General features: G+C 42.4%; 19 protein-coding genes. 9 read left to right on the top strand and 10 right to left on the bottom strand.

Annotated elements, in window-relative coordinates; genetic code table 11:
* Positions 1 to 261 precede the first annotated feature (261 nt).
* The 6 genes from COR50_RS06130 to COR50_RS06105 all read right to left on the bottom strand — a co-directional run bounded on the left by COR50_RS06130 (position 262) and on the right by COR50_RS06105 (position 7,131).
* The gene (locus COR50_RS06130; protein WP_098193174.1) at positions 262 to 828 is read right to left on the bottom strand and encodes a L,D-transpeptidase family protein; all 567 of its coding nucleotides are present in this window, start codon (positions 826 to 828) and stop codon (positions 262 to 264) included.
* A gap of 131 nt (positions 829 to 959) precedes the next feature.
* Positions 960 to 3,896, bottom strand: coding sequence for a M16 family metallopeptidase (locus COR50_RS06125; RefSeq protein WP_098193173.1), 2,937 nt, complete (start codon positions 3,894 to 3,896; stop codon positions 960 to 962).
* A 140-nt stretch (positions 3,897 to 4,036) separates the two neighbouring features.
* Positions 4,037 to 4,405: a hypothetical protein gene (locus COR50_RS06120; protein ID WP_098193172.1), complete on the bottom strand. Its 369-nt coding sequence runs from the start codon at positions 4,403 to 4,405 to the stop codon at positions 4,037 to 4,039.
* Positions 4,406 to 4,485: 80 nt separating this feature from the next.
* Positions 4,486 to 5,421, bottom strand: coding sequence for an outer membrane beta-barrel protein (locus COR50_RS06115; protein ID WP_098193171.1), 936 nt, complete (start codon positions 5,419 to 5,421; stop codon positions 4,486 to 4,488).
* 72 nt (positions 5,422 to 5,493) lie between these two features.
* Positions 5,494 to 6,600, bottom strand: a complete 1,107-nt coding sequence (locus COR50_RS06110) for an anti-sigma factor (protein ID WP_098193170.1) — start codon at positions 6,598 to 6,600, stop codon at positions 5,494 to 5,496.
* 45 nt (positions 6,601 to 6,645) lie between these two features.
* Positions 6,646 to 7,131 (bottom strand): RNA polymerase sigma factor, encoded by a 486-nt coding sequence (locus COR50_RS06105; protein ID WP_098193169.1) that lies wholly within the window; start codon positions 7,129 to 7,131, stop codon positions 6,646 to 6,648.
* Between the two features lie 464 nt (positions 7,132 to 7,595).
* Between COR50_RS06105 and kbl the strand changes: the two genes are divergently transcribed.
* The 4 genes from kbl to COR50_RS06085 all read left to right on the top strand — a co-directional run bounded on the left by kbl (position 7,596) and on the right by COR50_RS06085 (position 11,764).
* Positions 7,596 to 8,798, top strand: coding sequence for a glycine C-acetyltransferase (gene kbl / locus COR50_RS06100; protein WP_098193168.1), 1,203 nt, complete (start codon positions 7,596 to 7,598; stop codon positions 8,796 to 8,798).
* A gap of 150 nt (positions 8,799 to 8,948) precedes the next feature.
* On the top strand, positions 8,949 to 9,752 hold the full coding sequence (gene blaOXA / locus COR50_RS06095; RefSeq protein WP_098193167.1) for a class D beta-lactamase: 804 nt from the start codon (positions 8,949 to 8,951) through the stop codon (positions 9,750 to 9,752).
* A 178-nt stretch (positions 9,753 to 9,930) separates the two neighbouring features.
* Positions 9,931 to 10,950: a VWA domain-containing protein gene (locus COR50_RS06090; protein ID WP_232516286.1), complete on the top strand. Its 1,020-nt coding sequence runs from the start codon at positions 9,931 to 9,933 to the stop codon at positions 10,948 to 10,950.
* A gap of 1 nt (position 10,951) precedes the next feature.
* On the top strand, positions 10,952 to 11,764 hold the full coding sequence (locus tag COR50_RS06085; protein WP_098193165.1) for a tetratricopeptide repeat protein: 813 nt from the start codon (positions 10,952 to 10,954) through the stop codon (positions 11,762 to 11,764).
* Between the two features lie 288 nt (positions 11,765 to 12,052).
* Here the strand turns inward: COR50_RS06085 and COR50_RS06080 are convergent, their stop codons facing one another.
* Positions 12,053 to 12,772, bottom strand: a complete 720-nt coding sequence (locus COR50_RS06080) for a hypothetical protein (RefSeq protein ID WP_098193164.1) — start codon at positions 12,770 to 12,772, stop codon at positions 12,053 to 12,055.
* 225 nt (positions 12,773 to 12,997) lie between these two features.
* On the bottom strand, positions 12,998 to 13,798 hold the full coding sequence (locus COR50_RS06075; RefSeq protein WP_098193163.1) for a DUF4382 domain-containing protein: 801 nt from the start codon (positions 13,796 to 13,798) through the stop codon (positions 12,998 to 13,000).
* 150 nt (positions 13,799 to 13,948) lie between these two features.
* On the opposite strand from COR50_RS06075, the gene COR50_RS06070 reads away from it, so the two are divergent.
* A complete protein-coding gene (locus COR50_RS06070; protein ID WP_198405788.1) occupies positions 13,949 to 14,803 on the top strand; it encodes a YitT family protein in 855 nt (284 codons plus the stop codon).
* Between the two features lie 464 nt (positions 14,804 to 15,267).
* Here the strand turns inward: COR50_RS06070 and COR50_RS06065 are convergent, their stop codons facing one another.
* Positions 15,268 to 16,146 carry a helix-turn-helix domain-containing protein gene (locus COR50_RS06065; protein ID WP_098193162.1) on the bottom strand — a complete coding sequence of 293 codons (879 nt, stop codon included), beginning with the start codon at positions 16,144 to 16,146 and terminating at the stop codon, positions 15,268 to 15,270.
* Between the two features lie 169 nt (positions 16,147 to 16,315).
* Between COR50_RS06065 and ispG the strand changes: the two genes are divergently transcribed.
* From ispG to COR50_RS06045, 4 genes are all read left to right on the top strand, one after another.
* Complete coding sequence (ispG, locus tag COR50_RS06060) at positions 16,316 to 18,259, top strand: (E)-4-hydroxy-3-methylbut-2-enyl-diphosphate synthase (RefSeq protein WP_098193161.1); 1,944 nt, start codon at positions 16,316 to 16,318, stop codon at positions 18,257 to 18,259.
* A gap of 306 nt (positions 18,260 to 18,565) precedes the next feature.
* Positions 18,566 to 19,465, top strand: a complete 900-nt coding sequence (locus COR50_RS06055; RefSeq protein ID WP_098193160.1) for a LysR substrate-binding domain-containing protein — start codon at positions 18,566 to 18,568, stop codon at positions 19,463 to 19,465.
* A gap of 87 nt (positions 19,466 to 19,552) precedes the next feature.
* Positions 19,553 to 20,818 (top strand): acetyl-CoA hydrolase/transferase family protein, encoded by a 1,266-nt coding sequence (locus COR50_RS06050; RefSeq protein ID WP_098193159.1) that lies wholly within the window; start codon positions 19,553 to 19,555, stop codon positions 20,816 to 20,818.
* Between the two features lie 51 nt (positions 20,819 to 20,869).
* Positions 20,870 to 21,403, top strand: a complete 534-nt coding sequence (locus COR50_RS06045; protein WP_098193158.1) for a hypothetical protein — start codon at positions 20,870 to 20,872, stop codon at positions 21,401 to 21,403.
* 542 nt (positions 21,404 to 21,945) lie between these two features.
* On the opposite strand, the gene metH is transcribed toward COR50_RS06045, so the two are convergent.
* On the bottom strand, positions 21,946 to 24,654 hold the full coding sequence (metH, locus tag COR50_RS06040) for a methionine synthase (protein ID WP_098193157.1): 2,709 nt from the start codon (positions 24,652 to 24,654) through the stop codon (positions 21,946 to 21,948).
* Between the last annotated feature and the right edge of the window lie 13 nt (positions 24,655 to 24,667).

The following is a 24,667-nucleotide window of genomic DNA, read 5'->3' as shown; positions in this document are numbered from 1 at the left end:
ATATAATTGTAAATGCCCTCAATAGTGCGTGGATCCGGGTTTTGAAGCTTTAACCAGCAAATATTTTTGATATTTTGGCAACGCGCATTCAAAAAACAACCCTGGTTTCGAATCCTCCCGGTTTCAAAGCTCGAACCGGTATCTCTGAAATTTTGAACCGAACTTCCCATGAGAATACCTCAAAAAAAACGCCCATGGATAGACCAAGGGCGTTGCTTATTGCTATAAAAATAGCATAGGCTATGTTGAAAATTAACTCTCTTAATAACGAATTACCACCGGCGTGCCGACCTTTAATACATTATACAATTCATCCACATCAGCATTTTTCATACTAATACAACCCAAGGTCCAATTGATCCGGCGATCTACATAATAATCCTTGATACCGGAAGCCGCCTCTACGCCGTGAATGCCGATACCGTTTCCAATATCTGCACCGGAAGGTACTTGCCCCCTGGCTTGCCGTTGTTTAAACTTAGCGATAGAAACATCATTGGGAAAATCCAGCAGCATAAAACGATGCCAACGCCTGTCATAACGTTTACTGGATATCCGGAAGGTTCCTTCCGGGGTTCTTTTATCTCCCTGCATAATTTTATCACCTAAATCATTACTTCCGAATACAACCTTGTATATCTTGATCAAGGTTACATCTTCGTAAACATACATCCGGTAATCGGTTTTATCAATCAGTAAGAACACTTTATCTGCATCGATCCTGGCAGGATCAAGTCTTACATGATATAAATCCTCATTGCTCGTGAAACTGGAAAACGACAATAAAATTATCACGGGCAGCACACTATTATAAATCCAAGTTTTCATTAGGTTATGTAATATCAAAATAACGCCGAAGGAAAATGAATATTGTGCTTATGATTTTCCTACGTTTCTAAAAAACAGAACCCTGCCCCGAAATCCAGGGCAGGGTTCTTATTATTATGTATCAAAAATAATTAGTATCCGAATAATTCATCCAATGTAACCACTTTTACATCACCGTATTGTTTCAACAAATCTTGGTTAATCCTATCCTTTGATCCCACTATACAATATGTATAAGGTTTGTGGGCAATATTTTGCTGATGAAATTTATTGATATCATCAAAAGTCAATTGATCGATTTTTTGATATACCGATTTCCTGATATCATAATCCAAGCCCAATTTTTTCGCGGCTAAATAACTAAAGATGATACCGTCTTCAGTGATCCGCTCGGTTTCGATATCTTGCTTCATACTCTTACGGGCCACTTCCAAGGCTTTTTCGGAATGCGGTAAATCATTTAATAATTCATTCATTCCGGCAATAGCTTCTTTCATTTTATCTGCTTGGCTACCCACGTAAGCAATCGTTGAATAGAGATCATCTTTCTTGCTAGGTCCCCTATAAACAGCATAAGTAGAATATGCCAAAGCCTTGGATTCACGGATGGTTTGGAATACTATAGAGCCCATTCCACCACCGAAATATGCATTAAAAAGTCCTACTACAGCCGTTTTGGCTGGATCGTATTTATTATTGGAATACACCCAGTTTACTTCTGACTGCACCATATCATAATCTGCAAACAATACGCTGGATTTTTGTGGCACCTGTTGTTTGAAATCAACACCTTTCGGTACCGCTAAGAAGCTAGCAGGCATCTTGTGAAGACGCTTAATGTCTGTTATGGCAGCGGTCAATGTTTTGGGTCCATAATAAATAATAGTAGGTTTATAATTTACCAGGTTATGCAATAAATTGACTAAATCTTGCGCCTTGATATTTGCTAACTCTTCATTTGTAAATGTATAATTATAAGGATTTTCCTGGCCGTATAAACCGTAGTTAGTCAATGCACGCATAATTTGCCCTTTGCTAAGTTTGGCATCGGCACGGGATTTCATGATACGCGCTTTTAAAGCCTCGAATGCGGCTTCATCCACTTTGCAATTGCGGATCACATCTTCGAACATAGACACCGCTTTGTCAAAGTTTTCCTGTAAGCCGGTTATTGTCATTGATGAATTTTCACTCCCGCTGCTCACGCTGTATGAACAAGCAATATTGTAGAAATTCTTACTGATGTCCTGGGCCGACAATTTATCAGTCCCTAAGAAATCGAGGTAAGCAGTCGCCAAACCGAGTAATTTATTATCCCAACTGCCCAAGTCAATACGGTAGTAAAGGTGGAATATCTCGTTGTTTTTATTCTGTACACTCAATACTTCCGCCTGGCCAATTTTACCTTTCTGGATGTCCTTGTTAAAGTCTAGCCATTGTGGGCTAACCGGTGTTGCGGGCATCGAGGCGATAGATTTCAAGAAATCGGATTGGGCATCTCGGTTAACGGCTACGGGGGTAATCGGCGGTTTTACTACTTTTTGGATGTTCTTGTCTTCACCTTTTCTTTTGTAAACAATTACGTAATTGTCTTCCAAGTTTTTATTGGCGAAGTCAACGATTTGTTGCTTGGTCAATTTACCTAGATCATCGATAAAAGCAACATCAGCGGCCCAGTTTTTACCGGCGCTCTTGATATAAGAATCCATGATAGTAGTAGCGCGGTTATTGTTATTTTCCAAACCTTGCATTTCATCGAACTTATAGTTATTAACGATCGCCTTCAACAAGGATTCATCAAAATCTCCTTTTCTCAAAATGTCCAATTGTCCAAGCATCAAATCCCGCACTTCTTCCAACGATTGCCCGTTTTTAGCTTGCCCGCTCATATATAGCAATGAATAATCTTTAAAGCTCAATACACCGGAACCGGCGCCCAGCACCTTCTGATCCTGGTTTAGGTTAAGGTCAAACAGGCCCGCTTTGCCATTACTTAGAATTTGTGAAATGGCACCTATGATCACCGCTGATTTCGTATCGCTTGCCCCGGGCAGGCGGAAGGCCAAGTTTACACTTTCAGCATCCGGACCGTATACATTTCTTACGACAGGAGCAGTTATGGCCGCTTCTTTAGTGCCGGCATAAGCATCCACGGTTTTTTCTTTCATAAAACCAAAATCCCGGTCGATACGCTTGATCACGTAATCTGGATCAAAATCCCCGGCCATTACCACGGCCATATTATTCGGCACATAGTATTCATCATAGAACTTGCGAATGGCCTTTAAAGAAGGATTTTTCAGGTGTTCGATGGTACCGATAGTTGTTTGCTGACCGTAGTTGTGTGTCGGGAAAGCAGCATCCAACAAGGACTCAAATAATTTATTATTGTCATTGTCTAAACCCCTGTTTTTCTCTTCATAAACTGCTTCCAACTCCGTATGGAATAAGCGGAACTGTGGGTTCCGGAAGCGTTCAGCCTGTACGGCCAGGTACTTATCTACGGCATTGGAAGGAATATCCTCCTCGTAAACAGTTTCCTCCACCCAGGTATGCGCATTCGTTTTTTGCGCACCCATAGCCGTCATCATCTTATCATATTCGTTGGCGATGGCATATGTGGCCGCGATTCCGGAAACGCTGTCGATTTTGCGGTAAATTTCTCTCCTAGCTGCTTCGTCGGTCGTTTGATTATAAGTATCATATAAACCTTCGATTTCGTCCAGGTAAGGCTTTTCTTTAGACCAATCCAGGGAGCCGAACTTGTCCGTCCCTTTAAATAATAGGTGCTCTAAATAGTGTGCTAAACCCGTGTGATCTTTAGGATCATTATTACTACCCGCCCTAACGCCGATCAATGTTTGAATCCTGGGTTCTTTCTTATTGACACTTAAAATTACAGTCAGCCCGTTATCGAGGGTATAAAATCGGGCCTGCATAGGATCATTAGTTACATATTTGTATGTGTAACCTCCTGATTTTGCTTCTTTCCACTCGTATTTGTCCTGTGCAAGCAATGGTAATTGCGCCACGAACACGAGCAATAGACATAGTTTAAATATCTTCATACTAAGCTGGTTTTGAAGATCGAATTTATCAAATAATTAATTGATGCAACAAAATATGACAGCTTTCTGTGAAAATTTGTAAAATCACAGGATAAGCGGTAATTTCTGTGTCAATTAGTCTAGAAAAGGGAATTTAATTGTTAATTGCTTCTGCTAGGAGCTTCAGTTTTGCGGTGAATATTCGTTTTTGGAGTAGCTGTCAATGCCACCAGGTGGGACTTGATGATATTGGATTTTTCTTCTTCAGAATTTTTTACATACAGAACATGGTAATGCCCAGAATAATGCCCGGGATCAAGGCGGGATGCCTGGTACACGCTATCGGGTACCATTACCATGGCTTCATCGAAACCGGGATTTGGAAGATTTTTTAAATTTTGGGGTGTTTGTTGAAACGGCTCCAACTTTTCGAGCGCATTATCAGATTGAATACCCAAAACCTTGTCTTTTTTAGCATGCAATAAAGTGATGACACCGATTACTGCCAATAAAGCTAAAAATGTTCTCATTGGGATATCGTTTTTAGTGTTCTCGCCGGACAAATTTGTCGTTACGGCGTTGCAAAGTAACGTATAATTTATTTGATTACCTAAAATCCATTGAACCTGAAACCAATAGAAAAGGGGTATTGCTCTAAACCGTAGTCGTGTAGCGGCGTTAGGGCAAAATTTCCGTACAGTTTTACAGGGCCGTAGCCTAATTCACTGGTTAGCGATAATTTCCATTTGTTCAGGTTAAACTCATCGTTGGTTTTTACCTTGCCATATTCTTTGCTGATTTGCTTGGTACGGGCTTTCACGAGGTATCCCCCCATGATACCGAAACTAGCTTCAAAAGCTCTTCCTGGGCGGGTAGGATTACTATTAAAGTTGAGCATCAACGGGATAGACAGGTAGCCGGCATATAATTTATTTTTAGAGAAATCGAGGGTGTCCCTAATGATTTGCGTGGGATATCCCGGTACATATGAAATATTCCTCGCGTAACGGTAATTATTCATTTCCAGTCCCAAGGCATATACCAGGTTGAGTTTATGTTTATACATATTCAACCTTTGCATAATTAACCAAACATTTATATTGATCGATTTCCCGGTGATTAACTTAAACTCGGAAGGGGTTAATGGGGCGCTAGCGCTGCGCGGTGCGAAGGTGTTTAAGCCTACACCGGTATAATCATAGCGGAATTGTTGCCCGTTCCCAGCCCGGTCATTCAGGTAAGAGTAGGTAGGGATATAAGAAGCTGACGGATACATAGCCATTGCGAAGGCTTCGCCGTAATTACTTCTATCAGTATAATTATTGAAACCTATATCAAATACGAACCACCTCGTATGCAAGTTCTTTTTTAACTTGTTACGCATATAAGTAGTGTCATTAAACATCTTGAAGGAATTCCGGTTACGGGTATCCTTGTTTCTAACGATGATCAACCCCCTAATTTGTAAAGTATCCGATGTTACCTGGGCCGCTGCCGCCAGCGACATCATGATACCGATCAACACGAGTAAAATTTTACGCTTCATAAAATTTTTATCTTTTTCCCGGCAGATACCTGCCTAATATCATATCTTTCTTTAAATCAGTATATTAGATGCCTAGTCCCGCTTCTTTTTCGCGAAAAACTTGGCAACGCTTGTTACCTTATCGAATAATTTACCCTCACCGCTCGTACTTACGGACATGATGAGTTCACCCTGGAATTCTTCTTTACGGGGCGCTGCCGCTGCAAAGGTCTTTTCTTCTAAAGGATCCTTATTTTTTGCAACAGCGGTTGCTACCTGAACTTTCGGTGGTGCGACCTTGAGATCCCCCGGGATGGAAACATCATTTCGAATGGAAGGCTGCTTGGTTAAAGCAAGGTCGGCACTTTGTAACGTATTCAATTCTTGATCGAAAGCGAGCGCTTTATTAACATTATCAACCAGGGAGGCAGCATCCTGCTCCTGCTGCTGCGAGCTTGTCCGGGGTACAGCCGTAACCTTTGCGGACTGCTTAGGTACCGGTGTTGCTTTACCGGCAGCTACCACTGTTTTTTCCGCTGCCTGTTCAGATATTTTAATATCGTTTAATTGTTTTGCCGCACCTGTTTCCGCTAATTTTAATTGATCATTGGCTAGCTGTTTACCAGGTGCATCGTCCTTTGTATTTACCCGCATGTTTTGAGTGGAATTACTGGCCACGGTTACTTGGGGCGATGCAGGTTGATCATTCCACAAGGGCAATCTCCAAAGCAATAGACCCGCCAATACCGCAGCCGCCGCGTACCACCTCCAGGTAACAACTTTCGTCGCCCGGTGCTTATATAAACTAGCTTTTTCGGGAAATGCTACGGATGCAGCCGGGAGCTTGGTGGCTTTCCAAGCGGCTAGTTCCTGCGCATACCCCTGGTTTTGATTAACAAAAGACTCAAATAATTGATTATTAACATCATCCAACTCCCCATCGAGGTAATTCAACATATATTCATGAAAATTACCCGCATGTATGCCCTTTCCTTTATACAATAAGGCTTTATTACCAAATTCCATACCCGGCATATTCGCATCTAACTTGGTAGCCTCCAATAAGGTCAACTCATCACGAACTTCAGGATGAAGCAGGACGAATTGATTCCAAGCCTGCAATTCAACGGGGGATAATTCCCCGTCGATAAAAGCATACATGTACTCCTCGTAGTTCGATATGTTGATGTCTACAGACATTCGTTATTGTTTAATATCCCGCTAAGGTCAAATATATTTATATTACTAAATTACATTATCCATTTTTCCCAGGTATTCTTTGAGATGAGCCCTGGCCCTATGCAGGTATACCTTCACTTGTGAAGGATTGAGATCCATAATTTCCCCTATTTCTTCATAGCTATAACCTTCATAATCCTTCAACATTACCAGGGAGCGTTGCACTTCGCTTAGGCGGCTCAAGGCCGATTCCAACACATTTTTCGCGTTATGTATCTTCTGTTCCGATATCTTTATATCATCCTTAAACTCATCAACCAACGATATCCTTTTCACTTTCCTCACGTGGTCGATCATATTATGGTACGCAACGGTAAACAAGTAAGACTTTGCTTTTTCGAAGGGTACATCCTGGCAATGCTTCCACAATATTTCAAATGCATTCTGCACTACATCCCGCGAATCCTCATGATGCGTCAAATTCTTCACGATAAATCGGAAGAGATTATCTGCATACAAGTCGACACATTTGTTATATTCCTTTTCCGTCATCCGGGCAGTTGCGATTTTTAGTGCTAAAGTTCCGACAATAGTTTCAATCTACCCACTATCTCAACAACACATTGAAGATCAATTACATATAAATTCCGGTTGTATTGGCTGCCCGTTATAAACTTGTTCAAAACCATTTCCCCTCGCAACATTTACATAACATGGCTTGTATAATCTATACCATACTTTTAAAGCCGGCATGCAAATAACAAAAGGAATGGTGCAACCGGATCATAGATTAATTCCCTGGATGTGTGTAGGTTAGGGGGTTAATAATCGATCAAGGCAACTGTCCTAATTTGCATGATAATTATATGACGTACCACTACAATGGAATGTTACAGCTAGGTCAAAGTTTTTTCCTTTCCGGGGCTACAGCTTCCTGCATACCTGGATCTGGATTACTTTTATCTTGAATAGCCGTGTCAATATGATGTTGCTTAGGCATTAAAATTTATGCTAACATGAACAAAAATTTCATTACCCGCTTACAGGCGGAACTTGCTGAGATTCAAGAGGCAGGATTATTTAAAAAAGAGCGTATCATTACCTCCGAACAAGGCGCTGAAATCGAAGTCGGTGGTAATACAGTTATAAACTTCTGTGCGAATAACTACCTAGGCTTGTCATCTCATCCCAAGGTGATCGAAGCTGCAAAAGATGCGATCAACACGCACGGCTACGGTATGAGTAGCGTACGCTTTATCTGCGGTACCCAAGATATCCACCGGGAGCTGGAACAAAAATTGGCTACTTTTCTCGGTACCGAGGATACCATTTTGTACGCGGCAGCTTTCGATGCCAACGGTGGCTTATTCGAACCATTGTTCAATGAACAGGACGCGATTATCTCCGATGCTTTGAACCATGCTTCGATCATCGATGGCGTACGCCTTTGTAAAGCGCAACGTTACCGTTACGAGCATAACAATATGGCCGATTTGGAAGCCAAATTGAAAGAATCTCAACATTTGCGTAGCAGGATTATCGTGACCGATGGTTCTTTCAGCATGGACGGCACTATCGCGCAACTAGATAAAATATGCGACCTGGCCGATCAATACGATGCCATCGTGATGATCGATGAAAGTCACTCTACCGGTTTCTTAGGAAAAACAGGTCGAGGTACACACGAATACAGGAATGTAATGGGCCGTATCGATATCATCACAGGCACCTTGGGTAAGGCCCTGGGTGGCGCTTCCGGCGGTTTCACTTCCGGTAAGAAAGAGATTATCGACATGTTGCGCCAACGCAGCCGCCCGTACTTATTCTCCAACTCGGTGGCGCCAACGATCGTAGGTGCATCAATTGTTGTGCTGGATATGTTGAGCGAAACCACCGAATTGCGCGATAAGTTGGAATACAACACCAAGTACTTCCGCGAAAAGATGACATCCGCAGGTTTTGATATCAAACCCGGCGATCACCCGATCGTACCGGTAATGTTATACGACGCGGTATTAAGCCAACAGTTTGCCGACAAATTGTTGAAGGAAGGTATTTATGTAATCGGCTTCTTCTACCCCGTTGTTCCAAAAGGGCAAGCCCGCATACGGGTACAACTGAGTGCGGCCCACGAGCAGGAGCATCTTGATAAGGCCATTAATGCCTTCATCAAGGTGGGTAAAGAACTGGGTGTGCTAAAAAATGCCGTAGACGCATAAGCATCTAATTCATTCATAATATTTTAAACTGCCGGGAACATAACCCGGCAGTTTTTTTATAGCAAGACTTTTGGAATATTTCTGTCAAACTTCCCCGAATAGCCAGAAAAAAGATTTGCATCCTGTATTTTTGCCCAAAACTTATAACAAATGATACGTTTCGGTTGGATATCCCTATTGATGATCACCGTATTTGCATCCTGTATGCCAAATAATGTGAAGCAAGAAAAGGCATGGGAAAAGTATTTCGCAGCGGATAAGGTAGAAGGTTGTTTCATGTTATATGATAATAGCCATCATGAATTCAAGGTATATAACCTCGACCGTACACAACAAGCATTTTTACCGGCTTCAACTTTCAAGATTTTTAACGCGCTAGTAGGTTTGCAAACCGGGGTTATTTCCGATACCGGGATGGTGATTAAATGGGATAGCGTGACCCGCAGCGTGCCGGATTGGAACCAAGATCTCAGTATGAATAGGGCTTTTAAAGTGTCTTCCGTGCCCTATTTCCAGGAAGTGGCCCGCAGGATCGGGAAAGATACAATGCAGATGTGGCTCGATTCTATTCATTATGGCAACAGCAAAATCAGTGTAATTGACTCATTTTGGTTAGATAACAGCTTACAAATCACGCCTGACGAGGAATTGGGCTTCGTTAAAAAATTATACTTCGACGGGCTACCTTTCCATAAAACCACGATGCAGTCCGTGCGGGATGTAATGCTGATGGAGAAGACCCCGAAATATTTGTTAAGTTATAAAACGGGCTGGGGTATCGTTGGATCCAAACAAATTGGTTGGATCGTGGGTTGGATCGAGGAAAATATGCACCCGAGCTTCTTCGTGCTGAATTTTGAGTCAGAAGATCCCAATATCAAGATCCCGGAAGTGAGGGATCGCATTTTTAGGGGAATTTTGAAAGAAGAAGGGTATTTCCAAGGGAAAAAATAATCATTCGAACTCATTATATTGAAAAGTCGGCCAAGAGGTCGGCTTTTTTCTTTTCCGGGAAACTTATTCGTTAAAAAACTTATAAATAAGGTGCTACACTACTTGATTTCCGTTACAAATAATTTACTTTTGAAAGTATCCATGTCGCATATCTAAAGCCTAGACTGTAGATTATATCATGCTAAGATTTCAACATTCGGAATATTTGTGGGCACTGGCGTTGCTCATCGTATTATTACTCGCCTTCATCGGGGTGGCAGTTTGGAGACGCGGTACCATCAAGAAAATCGGTGATCCCGGAATGGTAGAGCGGATGTTTAAAGGATATTCGCGCCGGTTATTTACCTTGAAATTCCTGCTGGTGTTCCTCGCATTTTTCTTCGGTGCAGTAGGGCTGGCCAATATTCAAAAAGGTACGAGACAAGAAAAAATTACCCGCAAAGGTGTGGATGTAGTCATTGCCCTGGATGTAAGTAAAAGTATGCTGGCCACTGATATTGCGCCGGACAGGCTTACCAGGTCAAAACAACTCATCACCAAATTATTAGAAAAATTATCGAATGACCGGGTTGGCCTGGTCGTATTTGCCGGGAACGCTTACTTGCAAATGCCCTTGACGGTGGATTATTCTGCCGCCAGGATGTATTTGAGCTCTGTAACACCGGATATGATCCCGACGCAAGGAACGGCCATTGCCGAAGCGATACAAGTCAGCAACAACGCCTTCAACAAGAAGGAAAGAAAACATAAAGCCCTCATCATTATCAGCGATGGGGAAGATCATGATGAAGGCGCGATGAGCCAAGTAGATGCAGCCAAGGAAAGCGGGGTGATGATTAGCACGGTGGGCGTAGGTTCTCCAACAGGGTCGCCATTGCCAGACGCTAACGGCGGTTATAAAAAAGATAATCAAGGGAATACCGTTATTTCGAAATTAAACGAGGAAGAGCTGACTAAAATCGCCAATGCCGGCAACGGGATTTACGTTCACCTCGATAACAATACGGACGATGTAGTAAATGCCCTCGCCAACAGGATCGACGAGATGGAACAAAAGACCTTCGGAGACAGGGTATTTACAGATTATAACAGCTATTTCCAGTACTTCCTGGGAATTTGTTTATTGTTAATCGTGATCGAATACTTCGTACCGGGAGTGAAAAACTTCAGGTTAATCGATCGAACTGAAGCTATTTAACATGTTACAAAGATTTACAACTAAAACTTTTATTATCGGCTTGGTGGCTTTCTTAGGATGGCATTCTTATGGCTTCGCGCAACAAAATAGGGTCAATAAGAAGCTGATCCATGAAGGGAATGAACAATATAAAAAACAATTATATTCCGATGCGGAAGCTGCTTATAAGAAAGTCTTGGAAAAGGATGCTAAAAACCAGGTAGCTAACTTCAACCTGGGCAACTCCCTGTATGAGCAAAAACGTTTTGACGATGCCCGTAATCAATATACGAACGCGGCGAAATTCGCTCAAAATGCCACGCAAGCGGCCAATGCCTCCTATAATGTGGGTAACACTTTCATGAGTAATCAAAAATGGAAAGAAAGTATCGAGGCCTACAAAGAAGCCCTGCGGAAAAACCCGCATGATGAGGATGCCCGTTACAACCTTGCATATGCCAAGGAAAAATTAAAACAACAACAGCAGCAGCAACAAAATAAGGATAACAAGGACAATAAAGACGACAAGAAAAATAAAGATCAGCAGAATAAGGATAATAAAGACAATAAGGATAAAAAAGATCAGGACAAGAAAGATCAGAAAGATAAAGACCAACAGAAAAAGGATCAACAAAACAAGGATCAGCAAGATCAGAATAAGGATCAAGATAAAAAAGACGGTCAAAAAGAGAAGCCCCAACCCATGCCCAGCAAGCTGAGCGAAAAAGAAGCCAAACAATTGCTACAAGCATTGCAGCAAGAAGAAAAGAAATTACAGGATGAGAAATTGAAGAAAGTAAAAGGTAGACCGGTGCCGATGCAAAAGGACTGGTAGTATACCTGCTTTTCAATATATTTCAAAAGGTCGGAGCCCAAAATGCTTCGACCTTTTATTTTAAGAATGTTCTTTATTCCCTTTTAAAACATTAAATAATACACAACCCGCAAGGACCATCGAAGCGATTATAAAAATGTACATACAATATTGACCAAGCTCCCAATGGTTCAACCGTGCAATTACACAGAATACCATAAGAGCATCGGCATTGATTTTCCTCAATACCTGTTATATTTTATACAATATGGTAATAATTACTTCCTATAATTCGCCTTTAAACCCTGATCAAGGTTCCATGGGGTCATAACGCTTTAATTTTCGAACTAAATGCTTTCTAAGTCGTTCGGTGATTCCCTGCCTAAATTTTGTGATGATAACAGCATCGTATCCACCTGCTTTTTTGCGTTCAGTAGGCGTGAGGATCATTAGTTGGCAAATAATCTCTTTTCCGCCCCAATCATGGAAAAAAGTTTCTTTATCTATCAGCCTACTATCACTAAAAAAGGCGACCTTTTTCCTATTAAACCGGAAATCGTGCTGTTCCAATTGCAAGTAGAGTGTTTCATTGAGATAAGCTGCTTCATCTTTGGTAAGGTTCGGGTTCTTGTCTTTCCCCAGGGATGCGGAAAATTGCTCGTCCGTCATGTACCGCAACCTTGTAAGATCGTGACTATTGGAGGCCAGGGCATTTCTTCTGCACAAGTTGGTAAAACCGTCATTAGAAAATATCACGTACTTCTTCCCTTTCTCAAAATTGCTACCGCAGGCAGCGCTGCTAACATTTGTAAGAATCGTGATCGTATCGATTTTACTCCCTTTAAACACCTGTTCCACCTTAAATCGATAATATGCCTTATCTCCTACTTTGTAATCAACAACGGTGCCTATAAACACCCTATCCGCCCTTTGAAAATCCTGTGTCAACGAAACCAAGGCACACCTGCAAGCAAATACCTGTTGTACACTGAACAAACAAACCAAGGCTAGTAAACATAATTTCTTCATAGATCCATCCGTTTGTTTTGCAAAAATACGTATAAATATTTTGCTTTATAAATCAACATAAAACACTAATATCAATAATTGATCTATCAATATTAATTAAATACATCTACAGGTAATATCATCCGTGCAATCCTTAAATAAAACGTAATACGTGACTATTAACGTAAAAAGGATGGCAATTGTTACCATCCTTTCTATATATATTAATTATTTAATCTTTCAACATTAAGGCTGATGCAAGTTTACAGTATCAACCTCGGTGATACTACCACTATTTACATCCACCGTAAAACTAGTATCTTGATAAATTTCGTTCGTAGCGTCAAATTCCAATTGCCAAGTTCCTTGATCTAAACCACCGAAGAAATAATACCCGGTAGCAGCATCCGGCAATGCCAATAAAGTATCTGTATTCTTGATAGCCCAAACTTGCGCTGCGGCTGCTCCTGGCAGCACCCAACCTTTAACGCTACCACCTACAGCATCCATAAAGGCACGGATTACCGGTTTCAAGATGTATTGACCGCTATTACCTGCGCTAACCACGGATCTATTAGCATCAAAATCTATATACATCCTGTAAACGATCCCCGCATCGATATCCTGGTTAACCTTCAATTTTAACCCGGATTGTTGCCCTGATGGGGTTTTCAAAATAAATGGCGTGCCATCTATTACAACCGTGTTATTTTCCCCAAGCACCAGGCGTATTTGTCCTATTTTACCCGCCGGGATCATCGCGTCAGCCAACACGGTATCTATGCCGTTTTGGAAGTCCAACAAATTATATACACCGGGGGATATCAGCGGTAATTCTTTCCAACCATCCGTTGCAGCAGTATCGTTGGATACGTTGATCATGACAGACTGAATATCAACATTTACGGCGTCGTAGTTGGCAGGGGCATCGGTCAATAATACTTGTAAACGAGCGTTACCATTGCCCGTATCATCATCTTTCTGGCAAGCAATCATGGAAATAGAAGTGAAACCGACTATCGAAGCGGCTATCAGTAAGTTTTTCATTGATTATGATTATGGTTAAGTTATAAGTTTAACACCGTAGGCATTACAAACATTAAGCCAAAAGGCTTCTTATGCAGTAATACAGCCCCCTAAACCATAGCGGGAAAGATTAAAAAACACTACTTTCGCAGCAAAATTGAACAAGCCAGCATGAACATGATGACAAAGGTCAAGACCAATGCAAAAAGTTTTCTCCTTATCATATTAGGATCCCTTGTATTCGCAGCGGGAATAAACCTGATCGTTATACCCAACCAATTATCGGAAGGTGGTGTAACAGGTATTAGTATTATTACCTATTATTATTTTAAATGGTCGCCGGGTATTACCAACCTGGTTCTAAATATCCTGCTGATGTTTGTAGGATACCGTTTGCTAGATAAAAGAACGATGCTTTACACCATCGTGGGTGTTGTATTCTGTTCATTGTTCCTTTACTTGATACCGACAGATCATGCCCCGTTCACCGAAGATACTTTACTAGCCGCCATCTTCGCGGGACTACTAGTAGGTATCGGCATCGGCTTGGTATTTTCCGGCGGCGGTACAACCGGCGGCGCCGCGATAATTGTCCGCCTGATGGAAAAATACCTGGGTTGGGGTTTAGGCAATGCGATGTTGATAGTAGATTTAATCGTGATTTTTGCCTCATCATTTATGATTGGTTTAGAAAAAACGATGTATACCATGATCGCCGTTTACCTTGGCGCCAGGATGGTAGATTATATAGTTGAAGGGTTCAATAGCAAAAGGGCAATTACGATTATATCAACGGAAGCAGGCAGGATATCGGCTGGCATAACGGGGCAATTGCAGCGCGGGGCAACCATCCTCCATGGCCAAGGCGCTTTTACGAAACAGGAGAAAAACGTTTTATACGTAGTTTTACAGAAACAGGAAATTATGGATCTGAAAGAATTAGTGCAGGAAATAGATCCGGAAGCATTCATCGTGATACATGAAGTGCACGAAGTACTTGGAAAAGGCTTTTCTATCGTCAAATAAAAAGGGACATGCGTTCCGCTAAAAGCCGGCCATAGCGCCGGCTTTTTTGCATATTGAAAAACTTGTCAATTCTAAATATTTGAATATCAATATTTCATGTATGAAAAAACGCTAGGCAGCTATAAAAAATAAAAACCCGGCTAAATAACCAGGTTTTCTTTCAAAAAGGATTGATTAATTAAAACTACAACAAAATAATTTATATATTGATTTTCAATTAGTTAAGTTAAAAATGCTATTTCATAGTACCTCCACCATTCCCAAATTGCCCTTTTAATTACAATCCAGGGCAATTGGGTCCAATGGTGAATCTTGCTTTCCAACGGATTTATTGTACTTAATCCTTACCGGTAATGCCAACCTTATAACATTACCTTCATTAATGCATGGTTCCGTTTAAAGATGGTGCAAAATTAAGCCTGCCCATGGGCTGATAAATTGGATTATTCAGCAATGGACTTGGATTATTTGAACATTTCGTCCCGGAAATCCTGCGGGGAAAACCCGGAATGGTTCCTGAAAAACCGACTGAAGTAAGCCGGGTCTTCAAAACCGAGCTCGTAACATATTTCTTTTATACTTCTATGACTATAAGCTAATTGACGTTTTGCTTCCAAAACCAACCTATCGTGTACCAACTCCGAAAGTGTCTTTCCCGTGGCTTCCTTCACTATTTCATTCAAACGCTTCGAGGTTAACGCGAACTGCTCTGCATAAAACTTGACCTGGTGTTCCTGGCGAAAATTGCTTTCAATTAATTTCCGCAGCTGTAGCACCCGCGCATCGAAATGCCTCGCCGGTCGTTCGGGCAGATTTAAATGTAGCTCCCGCTCCCGTTCCAGTATAAGCATCAATGCATTCAGATAATGTTTCAGTATATTTTTGCCACAGCTACCCTCCTTCCCAACTTCACCGTACATTAAGATCGTTAATGCCTCCAGCTTGGCCACGGTAGCTTCAGAAATATTAATAGGCGCATACACTTGTGAATCATCATATAAACTGGTGAAATCGAATATGGAGCCCCTATCATTATTATTAGAAAAATAAAAATCTTCGGTGAACACGATCGCGTGGCCATCTTTGCCATCATCCAACAACTGGTGAACTTGCCCGGGCCGCAGTAAGTACACGACATTATCCTCCAGTTCATAATTAACAAAATCTACCACGTGCTTTCCTTTACCTTTCTCGAACCATAATATTTGGAAACTATCATGGCGATGTGGAAAGCGGGCCAAATCGTTGCTAAAACTACCTAAAGAAAATATCGAGAACTCCCCTGTTACCGGAAGTTGTTGATATGGTATATCTTGGTTATATAAATGTTTTCCCTGGGGCATTAAATTCCCTTCACTAGCAAAATAAAACTACAATTTCCATTGAATATGGTTCGTAGGAATAATATAATGTTTAATTTATGGGGGATAAGCGGTCAGAATATTAACTTTATATGGCCAAACTATTGCGATTATCTTTGTTAACTTTGCCTATACATAAATAATATTTTCAATGCAATTATATTGCAATTCACTTACATCATATAAAAGATTGCCCACTTTAGAAGTTAAAGTCGGCGATTTACTGTTAGGGAATTATCAACCGATCCGCATTCAAACGATGACCACCACGGACACTATGGATACGGAAGCGACTGTAAAACAAGCTATTAGGTGCATCGAGGCCGGCGCTGAATTGGTTCGCGTAACGGCTCCCAGCAAAAAAGAAGCGGAAAATTTACTCCATATAAAAAATTCCTTGCGCCAACAGGGCTATCACACCCCCCTGGTGGCAGATATCCACTTCACACCTAATGCCGCTGAAATTGCAGCCCGTATCGTGGAAAAAGTTCGTATCAATCCCGGCAATTATATCGATAAAAAGAAATTCGAATTCCTGGAATACACGGATGCCGCTTACCTGGAAGAGATCGAACGGATTCGTGACCGTTTTACGCCGCTGGTAAAAATCTGCAAAGAATACGGTACCGCCATGCGCATAGGCACCAACCACGGTTCCCTAAGCGATCGCATCATGAGCCGCTACGGCGATACCCCGATGGGGATGGTAGAAAGCGCGATGGAGTTTCTTAGGATCGCGGAAGATTTACAATTCCGCAATATCGTCCTGAGTATGAAAAGCAGTAACCCCCAAGTGATGGTGCAGGCATACCGGTTGTTGGTTCAAACCATGCAAACCGAACTCGGCCATTGTTACCCGTTACACCTGGGCGTTACCGAAGCCGGCGACGGTGAAGACGGCAGGATAAAATCTGCTATCGGTATCGGAACCTTGTTAGAAGATGGCGTGGGCGATACGATCCGGGTGTCGTTAACAGAAGATCCTGAATTTGAATTACCCGTTTGCAGGGATATCATTTCGCGTTATCCGCAGAGTATAATACCTGCTACGGATGAACCGCTCGATGAAAAAATTGTGCTCCCTTATTCACCCTTCGAGTATAAAAAAAGGGAGACGGAAGTGGTAGATAATATTGGCCAAAAGCAAGTGCCCGTCGTGGTGGCGGATGTTCACCATATAGAGTTGCTGTTACCCAATGATCTCAATGCGGTAGGCTATCATTACGATGTAGCCACAGACAAATGGAATATTGCCGATATTGCGGCCGATTATATTTATACGGGCGATCGCTTGCCCGGGTTTTCATTACCGGGCACCCTGCAAGTGATCTGCAATTACGACGCATGGCTTGAACAAGCCGATCCGCGCAGTAAACCATTAATCCCGGTAGAAACTTATCTTAGCGGCAAGGTTACAGCGCCGAAATACTTCGTGCAAGTAAACTTGGCCACTTTCGATACAGAACATCAAGTCCCATTATTCCAGCAGCTAAAGGCCGAACACGGTAAAGCCGTATTGGTATTAGAATGTGGGAATATGCAGCAAAGCCGCCGTTTTATGGCATCTATGATGGAAGCGGAATTGACCATTCCCGTCATCAACCGCGTACATTTCGATGCGGATGATCATTCCAAAATGTTGATACATTTCGCGATAGAAACCGGCGCTTTATTGCTGGATGGGTTCGGTGACGGTATTTGGTTTACCAAGGATGTTTTGCCAATAGATGACCAGGTCGTGAACAATATTGCATTCGGGATATTGCAGGCTACCAGGACAAGAATATCCAAGACTGAATATATTTCCTGCCCGTCTTGCGGTAGAACATTATTCGATTTACAGGAAACTACAGCAAAAATCAGGGCAGTCACCAACCATTTAAAAGGGGTAAAGATTGCGATCATGGGATGTATCGTGAATGGCCCTGGTGAAATGGCCGATGCCGATTTCGGCTACGTGGGAAGCGGTGTAGGAAAAATCACTTTATATAAAGGAAAAGAAGTTGTGAAGAGAGGTTTAAATAGTGATGTTGCCGTAAATGAACTGATTAATCTAATCAAGGAAAACGGCATGTGGGTAGACACACGTAATTAATACAATAAAAAGCTGCCGGCAAGTTGCCGGCAGCTAAGTATATTCAGAAAATAGTGTTTGGGGCATCCCCGGAGGGATTTGGGGTTAACTGCTGTTAAGCATTTTGTTTCACAAAGGTAATAAGCAATATTGCCTAATGTCAAGCGTAGTTCTACGTAATTTTACACGTAATTTCCCTCTTTGACAGCGCGCGGTAACATGAAGATGCCCCGGAATTGCCAGGTGAATAAGAATATGCAGTCGAATTTCAAATTTATCAAGACTCCTAACGATATTCCCATATAAACTGAAGCTTATTTTTGCCGTATGTTGGATTTCAGGTTAAAAGTATTTTATACGGTCGCGAAGGAACTTAGTTTCACGAAAGCAGCCCAGGCGCTATTTATATCGCAACCTGCCGTAACAAAGCATATACATGAGCTGGAGCGCCAAGTTGGAATTGCTTTATTCGAAAGGATCGGCAATAAAATACAGCTAACCGTAGCGGGAAAAATATTATACCACCACGCGATAGAAATATTCGAGCAGTACCGGTCTCTCACTTTTGATATACAACAATTAAAGGAAGAACATGCCGGGGAGCTGAACCTGGGAGCCAGTTCAACTATTGCACATTACGTATTGCCGAGGTACATGGCCAAATTTTATACCGGTCATCCTAATGTGCAGCTCACTTTACTAAACGGCAATACTTCCCAGGTTGAAAATGCTTTGATTAATAAAGATATCCAGCTGGGCGTGGTGGAAGGGAACTTAAAAAACCCTTCGATCAAGTACAGCCCTTTTATGCAAGATGAAATCATCCTTGTAGCAAACCCTAAATTTGCAACAGGTTTAGGGAAATGCACGGTAAAAAAATTAACAGGTATTCCTCTACTTTTAAGGGAACAAGGTTCCGGAACATTGCAGGTTATTACGGAGGCCTTGATGCAATACAAGATCAAGCGTTCCGAACTGAAGGTGCCCATTCAGCTCGGGAGTACGGAAAGCATCAAATCATACTTATACCAGGCCCCCGTTGCAGCTTTCTTATCGAAACAAACACTTCAAACAGAATTGGACTTCGGTTTACTAAAACAGATTGAATTGCCCAATTTCAAGATAGAACGTAAATTCTATTTTATCCAGTTGCAAGGTCATCAGGATAAATTAGCGCAGACTTTTATCAAGTTCATGAAACAATCTCTCGCGGCTGATGAAAGTTAGTATTCTAGGCAGAACAAAATGATGCAGCTCATGTTATAAGATCTTGCAGGACGATAGCTTTGCGAATATTATTTAACATGAATCTTTATGACAGCACAAGAAGCCATCCAATTAGTACAGCCGGGACATTCAGTCTTTATTCACTCGGCGGCGGCTACCCCGAAAGAGCTCGTTAAAGCCCTGGCACAACGTAGTGGTGAACTTAGCAATGTGCGCATCAGCAGCATCCATACAGAGTGGGAGGCTCCCTATGTAGAGCCAGGAAATGTACATGCTTTTGAAGTAAATGCATTCTTTGTCGGCAGCAATATCAGGAAAGCCGTGAATGATGGCCGCGCCAATTATATACCGATGTTTTTAAGCGAGATACCCAAATTGTTCCGGGGAGGAAATTACCCGATAGATGTAGCTTTAATCAGCGTTTCTATACCCGATGAACATGGTTATTGCTCCCTGGGCGTTTCCTGCGATGTTTCGAAAGCTGCCATAGACATGGCGAGAATTATTATTGCAGAAGTAAATCCAAATATGCCAAGGGTAATAGGCGACGGCATCATCCACCTATCAAAGTTAACGGCTACCGTGGAGGTCGATTATCCTTTGTACCAACAGAAAATATTAGATCCTACGGATCGCGAGATGCAAATTGGCCAACATGTAGCCTCTTTAATCGATGATGGCGCCACGCTGCAGATGGGAATCGGCGGCATTCCAAACGCCGTATTGAAATCCCTTACACATCATAAAGATCTCGGTATTCATACTGAAATGTTCTCCGATGGTATTATCGATCTCGTTGAAAGCGGGGTCATTACCGGGAAACACAAGGTTATACATCCCGGCATCGTGGTTTCCAGCTTCGCTATCGGTTCCGAACGTTTATACAAATTCATGAACAATAACCCGGTCATCCGTATGCTGGATGTAGAATATGTTAACAATCCCGCCACTATTAGGAAAAATCCTAAAGTAACGGCAATTAATAGCGCCATAGAAGTAGATCTTTGCGGGCAAGTATGCGCCGATTCTATTGGAACGATGCAATATAGCGGGGTTGGCGGGCAAGTTGACTTTATGAGGGGCGCCGCATTATCATCCCATGGAAAACCCATTATCGCGATACCTTCGATTACAAATAAGGGTATCAGCAGGATTGTAAGCAGCTTGAAACCAGGCGCTAGCGTGGTAACCTCCAGGGCGCACGTACACTATGTTATAACGGAGTATGGTATCGCGCATCTGCATGGGAAAAACCTAAAACAAAGGGCCAGGGCTTTGATTGATATAGCCCACCCCGAACACAGGGAACAACTTTTCGAAGATGCTTACAATATTTTTAAAGCGCATGTTTAACAATCTAACCGCGAAAGTTGTTATAAGCTAAGACATATCCTATAGAATATCATGAAACGCTTCAGCGCTATTTCCTGTATATCAATATTGCTTTGGGCATGTAATGCTCCCGGCACATCTAACCAACAAGAAGCTAATGATAGTAGCGCCGCGGCGCCTATCAGTTCTATTCCCAGCGATGAAAAAGACCTTCATGTAACATTGTTAGATCAATATTTCTTATCAAATAAGATCCATTTTGAGGATAGCATTTCTTGTTATGTTGTGACGGATAACGCTAAATTCGAAAACATGTTCGGCGTCGCTAAAACGATGACAAACAAGATCACTGTCCCCAACTTCGAGAAAGAATATGTATTTGCAATCGCGGTTCCAGCTACGGAAGTGAAAACAAGCTTCGTCATTGACAGCGCCAGGGTATCTGGTAATAATGCTGATATTTATTTTAGCATCACGCGGGGAGGGCGCCAGGGCTATAAATCTTCCCCGGTAATTTTAGGAACTTTTGATAAGTCGCCCAGCATTCAAAATATTGGATTTTATTATAAGGGGGAGATGGTTAAGATGATCCCGTTACCAGGTTGATTCGCGGATTCACAGGTTGATTGTTTTGGCAAGCATTTATAAATAGGGTTGGCAAGGGAATTTAGTTCGCCGATGAGTGACTATTTCGCAGGCCAGCCCTTGTTCACGGATTTTTTTGGGATTTAGGGATTGCACAGATTGCTTATTTTTTTGGGGGGAGTACGGGGCGAGCCCCGTACTGGGTGTTTATATTTTTAATCATTGTTGCCCGGCTAAAATTGCTTAAAATTTGCTTGAATTCCTTACCTGGTCAAGGATATAAGCGAAGGATGTTATATTCAATACCGGGTAGCCCCGCCAAGTAAACCGTGGAACTTCGCACCGTTGATAGCGAAGGGTAGCTTGGCCATACAGTAGTACAAAGGCCCGATCGAGCGATCAAATTAGTGGCCGTAATGGCCAATTTGTGCCCTTTTTTCGTGCTTTTTGGGTAAACAAAAAAGTACAAGAAACGAGCAGATGAACATTGAATCGAACTATTGAGGGATCAAAAGTGCTTCCCGGTTAAAATTTAGTCGGACAATAATGATTTTCAATTTTTTTTACATGTCGTATTCAAGGTTGGGGCGTAGCCATTTTTCGGCTTCTTCTACTGTCCAGCCTTTTCTTTCTGCGTAATTTATTACTTGATCCTTTTCTATTTTGCCGATGCCGAAGTATTTTGCTTGCGGGTTGGCGAAATACCAGCCGCTTACGCTACTGGCGGGATACATGGCTAGCGAGTCTGTAAGGGTGATGCCCGTGTTTTCCGTGGCCCTGATCAAGTCAAAAAGTTTATACTTTTCAGTATGTTCCGGACATGCCGGATAACCGGGCGCAGGGCGTATACCTGTATATTCTTCTTTTATTAATTGATCATTATTTAATGCTTCTCCCGGAACATAAGACCAAAATTCCTTCCTTACCCTTTCGTGCATTAATTCTGCAAATGCTTCTGCCAGCCTATCTGCCAGGGCTTTCAGCATTATGCTGCTATAATCATCATGTTCCTTGTGGAAATGCTCTAGCCATTTTTCAATCCCGATACCGGATGTAACAGCAAATGCGCCGATATAATCCTGCTTGCCGGTACTTTCAGGAGCGATGAAATCAGCTAAACAGAAGTTAGGTTGCCCCGGGGCTTTCTTAACTTGTTGACGCAAGAAATGTAAAGGCACTTTATTGCCATCGACCCCGGTTACCATCACGCTATCATTACCTATGGCATTAGCCGGGAAGATGCCAATCGCGGCTTTCGCTTGCAACCATTTTTCCTTCACCAGTTGATCCAGCATTTTTCGGGCTTCTTCATACAATTTAGTCGCGGCTTCACCTACCACATCATCACTTAATATCTGTGGGAACTTCCCGTGCAACTCCCAAGCAATGAAGAATGGCTGCCAATCGATATACTTTGCAATCTCCGCGAGATCATAATCTTCAAATACCGTGATTCCCGGCTTTTTAGGAGCAACGGGGCTATACTTTTCCCAATCAATTTGGCTTATCTGCTTGCGGGCGTCTTCCAAAGGCAAGTATTGTTTAACAGGCCTTTTGTTGCGGAAGTTCTCGTTTAACTTGTGATACTCGGCGGTAACCTCTTCTAGAAAATTTTTCTTTAATGCCTTGTTTAATAAGTTGCCTGTTACCGTTACGCTACGGGACGCATCCAGCACATGGACAACGCCATATCCATACTCCGGGGCGATCTTAACCGCCGTGTGCGTCCTCGAAGTGGTAGCGCCGCCGATCAATAGGGGAACATCGAAATTTTGCCGTTTCAACTCCCGTGCTACATTCACCATTTCGTCTAAACTGGGCGTGATTAAACCACTCAAACCGATGATATCCACATTTTCTTCCTTGGCGACCTGCAATATTTTTTCTGCCGGCACCATCACACCTAGATCTATAATTTCGTATCCATTACAGCCCAAAACCACCCCTACAATATTCTTACCGATATCATGCACATCACCTTTCACGGTAGCCAATAATATTTTTCCGGCGGATTTGTATTCACCGCCATGCTCTTCGATATATTTTAACTTTTCAGCCTCGATAAAGGGGGTCAGTACGGCCACGGATTTTTTCATCACGCGGGCGCTCTTCACAACCTGCGGCAAGAACATTTTACCGGCCCCGAACAGGTCGCCTACAATATTCATCCCATCCATCAACGGGCCTTCGATTACATCCAATGGCTTTGGATATTTCTGGCGGGCCTCTTCAGTATCACCCTCGATGTAATCAGTGATGCCGTTTACCAAGGCATGGCTCAAGCGTTCTTCTACCGATCCTTGCCTCCAGGACTCATCCTTTTCAATCACTTTCCCTTTAGCCTTCACTGTTTCAGCATGCGCAATCAACCTTTCAGTAGCATCCGGGTTACGGTTCAGGATGGCATCTTCACATAAATCCCTCAATGTGGGCTCAATTTCATCATAAATTTGGATCATGCCCGCATTCACGATTCCCATATCCATACCTGCCTTGATAGCATGATACAGGAATACGGAGTGCATCGCTTCCCGCACCAAGTCATTCCCCCGGAAAGAAAAGGAGATATTACTAACACCTCCGCTCACTTTTGTTAAGGGCATTAACTGTTTAATTTGCCTGGTGGCTTCGATAAATTCAACAGCATAGTTATTATGTTCTTCTATCCCCGTTGCAATAGCGAAAATATTCGGGTCGAAGATGATATCCTGCGGATCATACCCAACAACTTCAGTTAAAATTTTATAAGCCCTATGGCTGAAAGACACCCTTTTTTCCAAGCTGTCTGCCTGTCCATTTTCATCGAAAGCCATCACTACTACAGCCGCACCGTATGCCAAGCAAATTTCTGCTTGCTCGATAAACTTCTGTTCACCTTCTTTCAAAGAGATAGAATTTACCACGCATTTGCCTTGGATACATTTCAATCCCGCTTCGATGATCGAGAACTTGCTGGAATCGATCATAACCGGGATCTTGGATATATCCGGCTCGCTCGCTAATAAGTTCAGGAAAGTAGTCATCGCTAGTTCACCGTCAAGCAGGGCGTCATCCATGTTTACATCCAGTATCTGCGCACCGTTTTCAACTTGCTGACGGGCCACCGAAAGCGCTTCCTCGTAGAGTCCTTCCCTAATGAGGCGGGCAAATTTCTTGGATCCCGTAACGTTGGTTCTTTCACCGATATTAATGAAGTTGGTTTCCGGGCGAACCACCAATGGTTCCAACCCGCTTAATCTCATGTATGGAAAGATTGTATTTTGATTAGTCATTGTACCGGGTTTC

Origin of the sequence: Chitinophaga caeni, from assembly GCF_002557795.1 — a bacterium.
In the GTDB taxonomy this organism is placed as follows: domain Bacteria; phylum Bacteroidota; class Bacteroidia; order Chitinophagales; family Chitinophagaceae; genus Chitinophaga; species Chitinophaga caeni.
The sequence above is the reverse complement of the archived record's forward strand: the minus strand, read 5'-3'. Positions and strand labels throughout refer to the sequence as shown.

Excerpts from the sequence above, each read along its gene's own strand:
- COR50_RS06130 (WP_098193174.1), bottom strand. The coding sequence starts at position 828 with ATGAAAACTTGGATTTATAATAGTGTGCTGCCCGTGATAATTTTATTG.
- COR50_RS06125 (WP_098193173.1), bottom strand. The coding sequence starts at position 3,896 with ATGAAGATATTTAAACTATGTCTATTGCTCGTGTTCGTGGCGCAATTA.
- COR50_RS06120 (WP_098193172.1), bottom strand. The coding sequence starts at position 4,405 with ATGAGAACATTTTTAGCTTTATTGGCAGTAATCGGTGTCATCACTTTA.
- COR50_RS06115 (WP_098193171.1), bottom strand. The coding sequence starts at position 5,421 with ATGAAGCGTAAAATTTTACTCGTGTTGATCGGTATCATGATGTCGCTG.
- COR50_RS06110 (WP_098193170.1), bottom strand. The coding sequence starts at position 6,600 with ATGTCTGTAGACATCAACATATCGAACTACGAGGAGTACATGTATGCT.
- COR50_RS06105 (WP_098193169.1), bottom strand. The coding sequence starts at position 7,131 with ATGACGGAAAAGGAATATAACAAATGTGTCGACTTGTATGCAGATAAT.
- kbl (WP_098193168.1), top strand. The coding sequence starts at position 7,596 with ATGAACAAAAATTTCATTACCCGCTTACAGGCGGAACTTGCTGAGATT.
- blaOXA (WP_098193167.1), top strand. The coding sequence starts at position 8,949 with ATGATACGTTTCGGTTGGATATCCCTATTGATGATCACCGTATTTGCA.
- COR50_RS06090 (WP_232516286.1), top strand. The coding sequence starts at position 9,931 with ATGCTAAGATTTCAACATTCGGAATATTTGTGGGCACTGGCGTTGCTC.
- COR50_RS06085 (WP_098193165.1), top strand. The coding sequence starts at position 10,952 with ATGTTACAAAGATTTACAACTAAAACTTTTATTATCGGCTTGGTGGCT.
- COR50_RS06080 (WP_098193164.1), bottom strand. The coding sequence starts at position 12,772 with ATGAAGAAATTATGTTTACTAGCCTTGGTTTGTTTGTTCAGTGTACAA.
- COR50_RS06075 (WP_098193163.1), bottom strand. The coding sequence starts at position 13,798 with ATGAAAAACTTACTGATAGCCGCTTCGATAGTCGGTTTCACTTCTATT.
- COR50_RS06070 (WP_198405788.1), top strand. The coding sequence starts at position 13,949 with ATGAACATGATGACAAAGGTCAAGACCAATGCAAAAAGTTTTCTCCTT.
- COR50_RS06065 (WP_098193162.1), bottom strand. The coding sequence starts at position 16,146 with ATGCCCCAGGGAAAACATTTATATAACCAAGATATACCATATCAACAA.
- ispG (WP_098193161.1), top strand. The coding sequence starts at position 16,316 with ATGCAATTATATTGCAATTCACTTACATCATATAAAAGATTGCCCACT.
- COR50_RS06055 (WP_098193160.1), top strand. The coding sequence starts at position 18,566 with ATGTTGGATTTCAGGTTAAAAGTATTTTATACGGTCGCGAAGGAACTT.
- COR50_RS06050 (WP_098193159.1), top strand. The coding sequence starts at position 19,553 with ATGACAGCACAAGAAGCCATCCAATTAGTACAGCCGGGACATTCAGTC.
- COR50_RS06045 (WP_098193158.1), top strand. The coding sequence starts at position 20,870 with ATGAAACGCTTCAGCGCTATTTCCTGTATATCAATATTGCTTTGGGCA.
- metH (WP_098193157.1), bottom strand. The coding sequence starts at position 24,654 with ATGACTAATCAAAATACAATCTTTCCATACATGAGATTAAGCGGGTTG.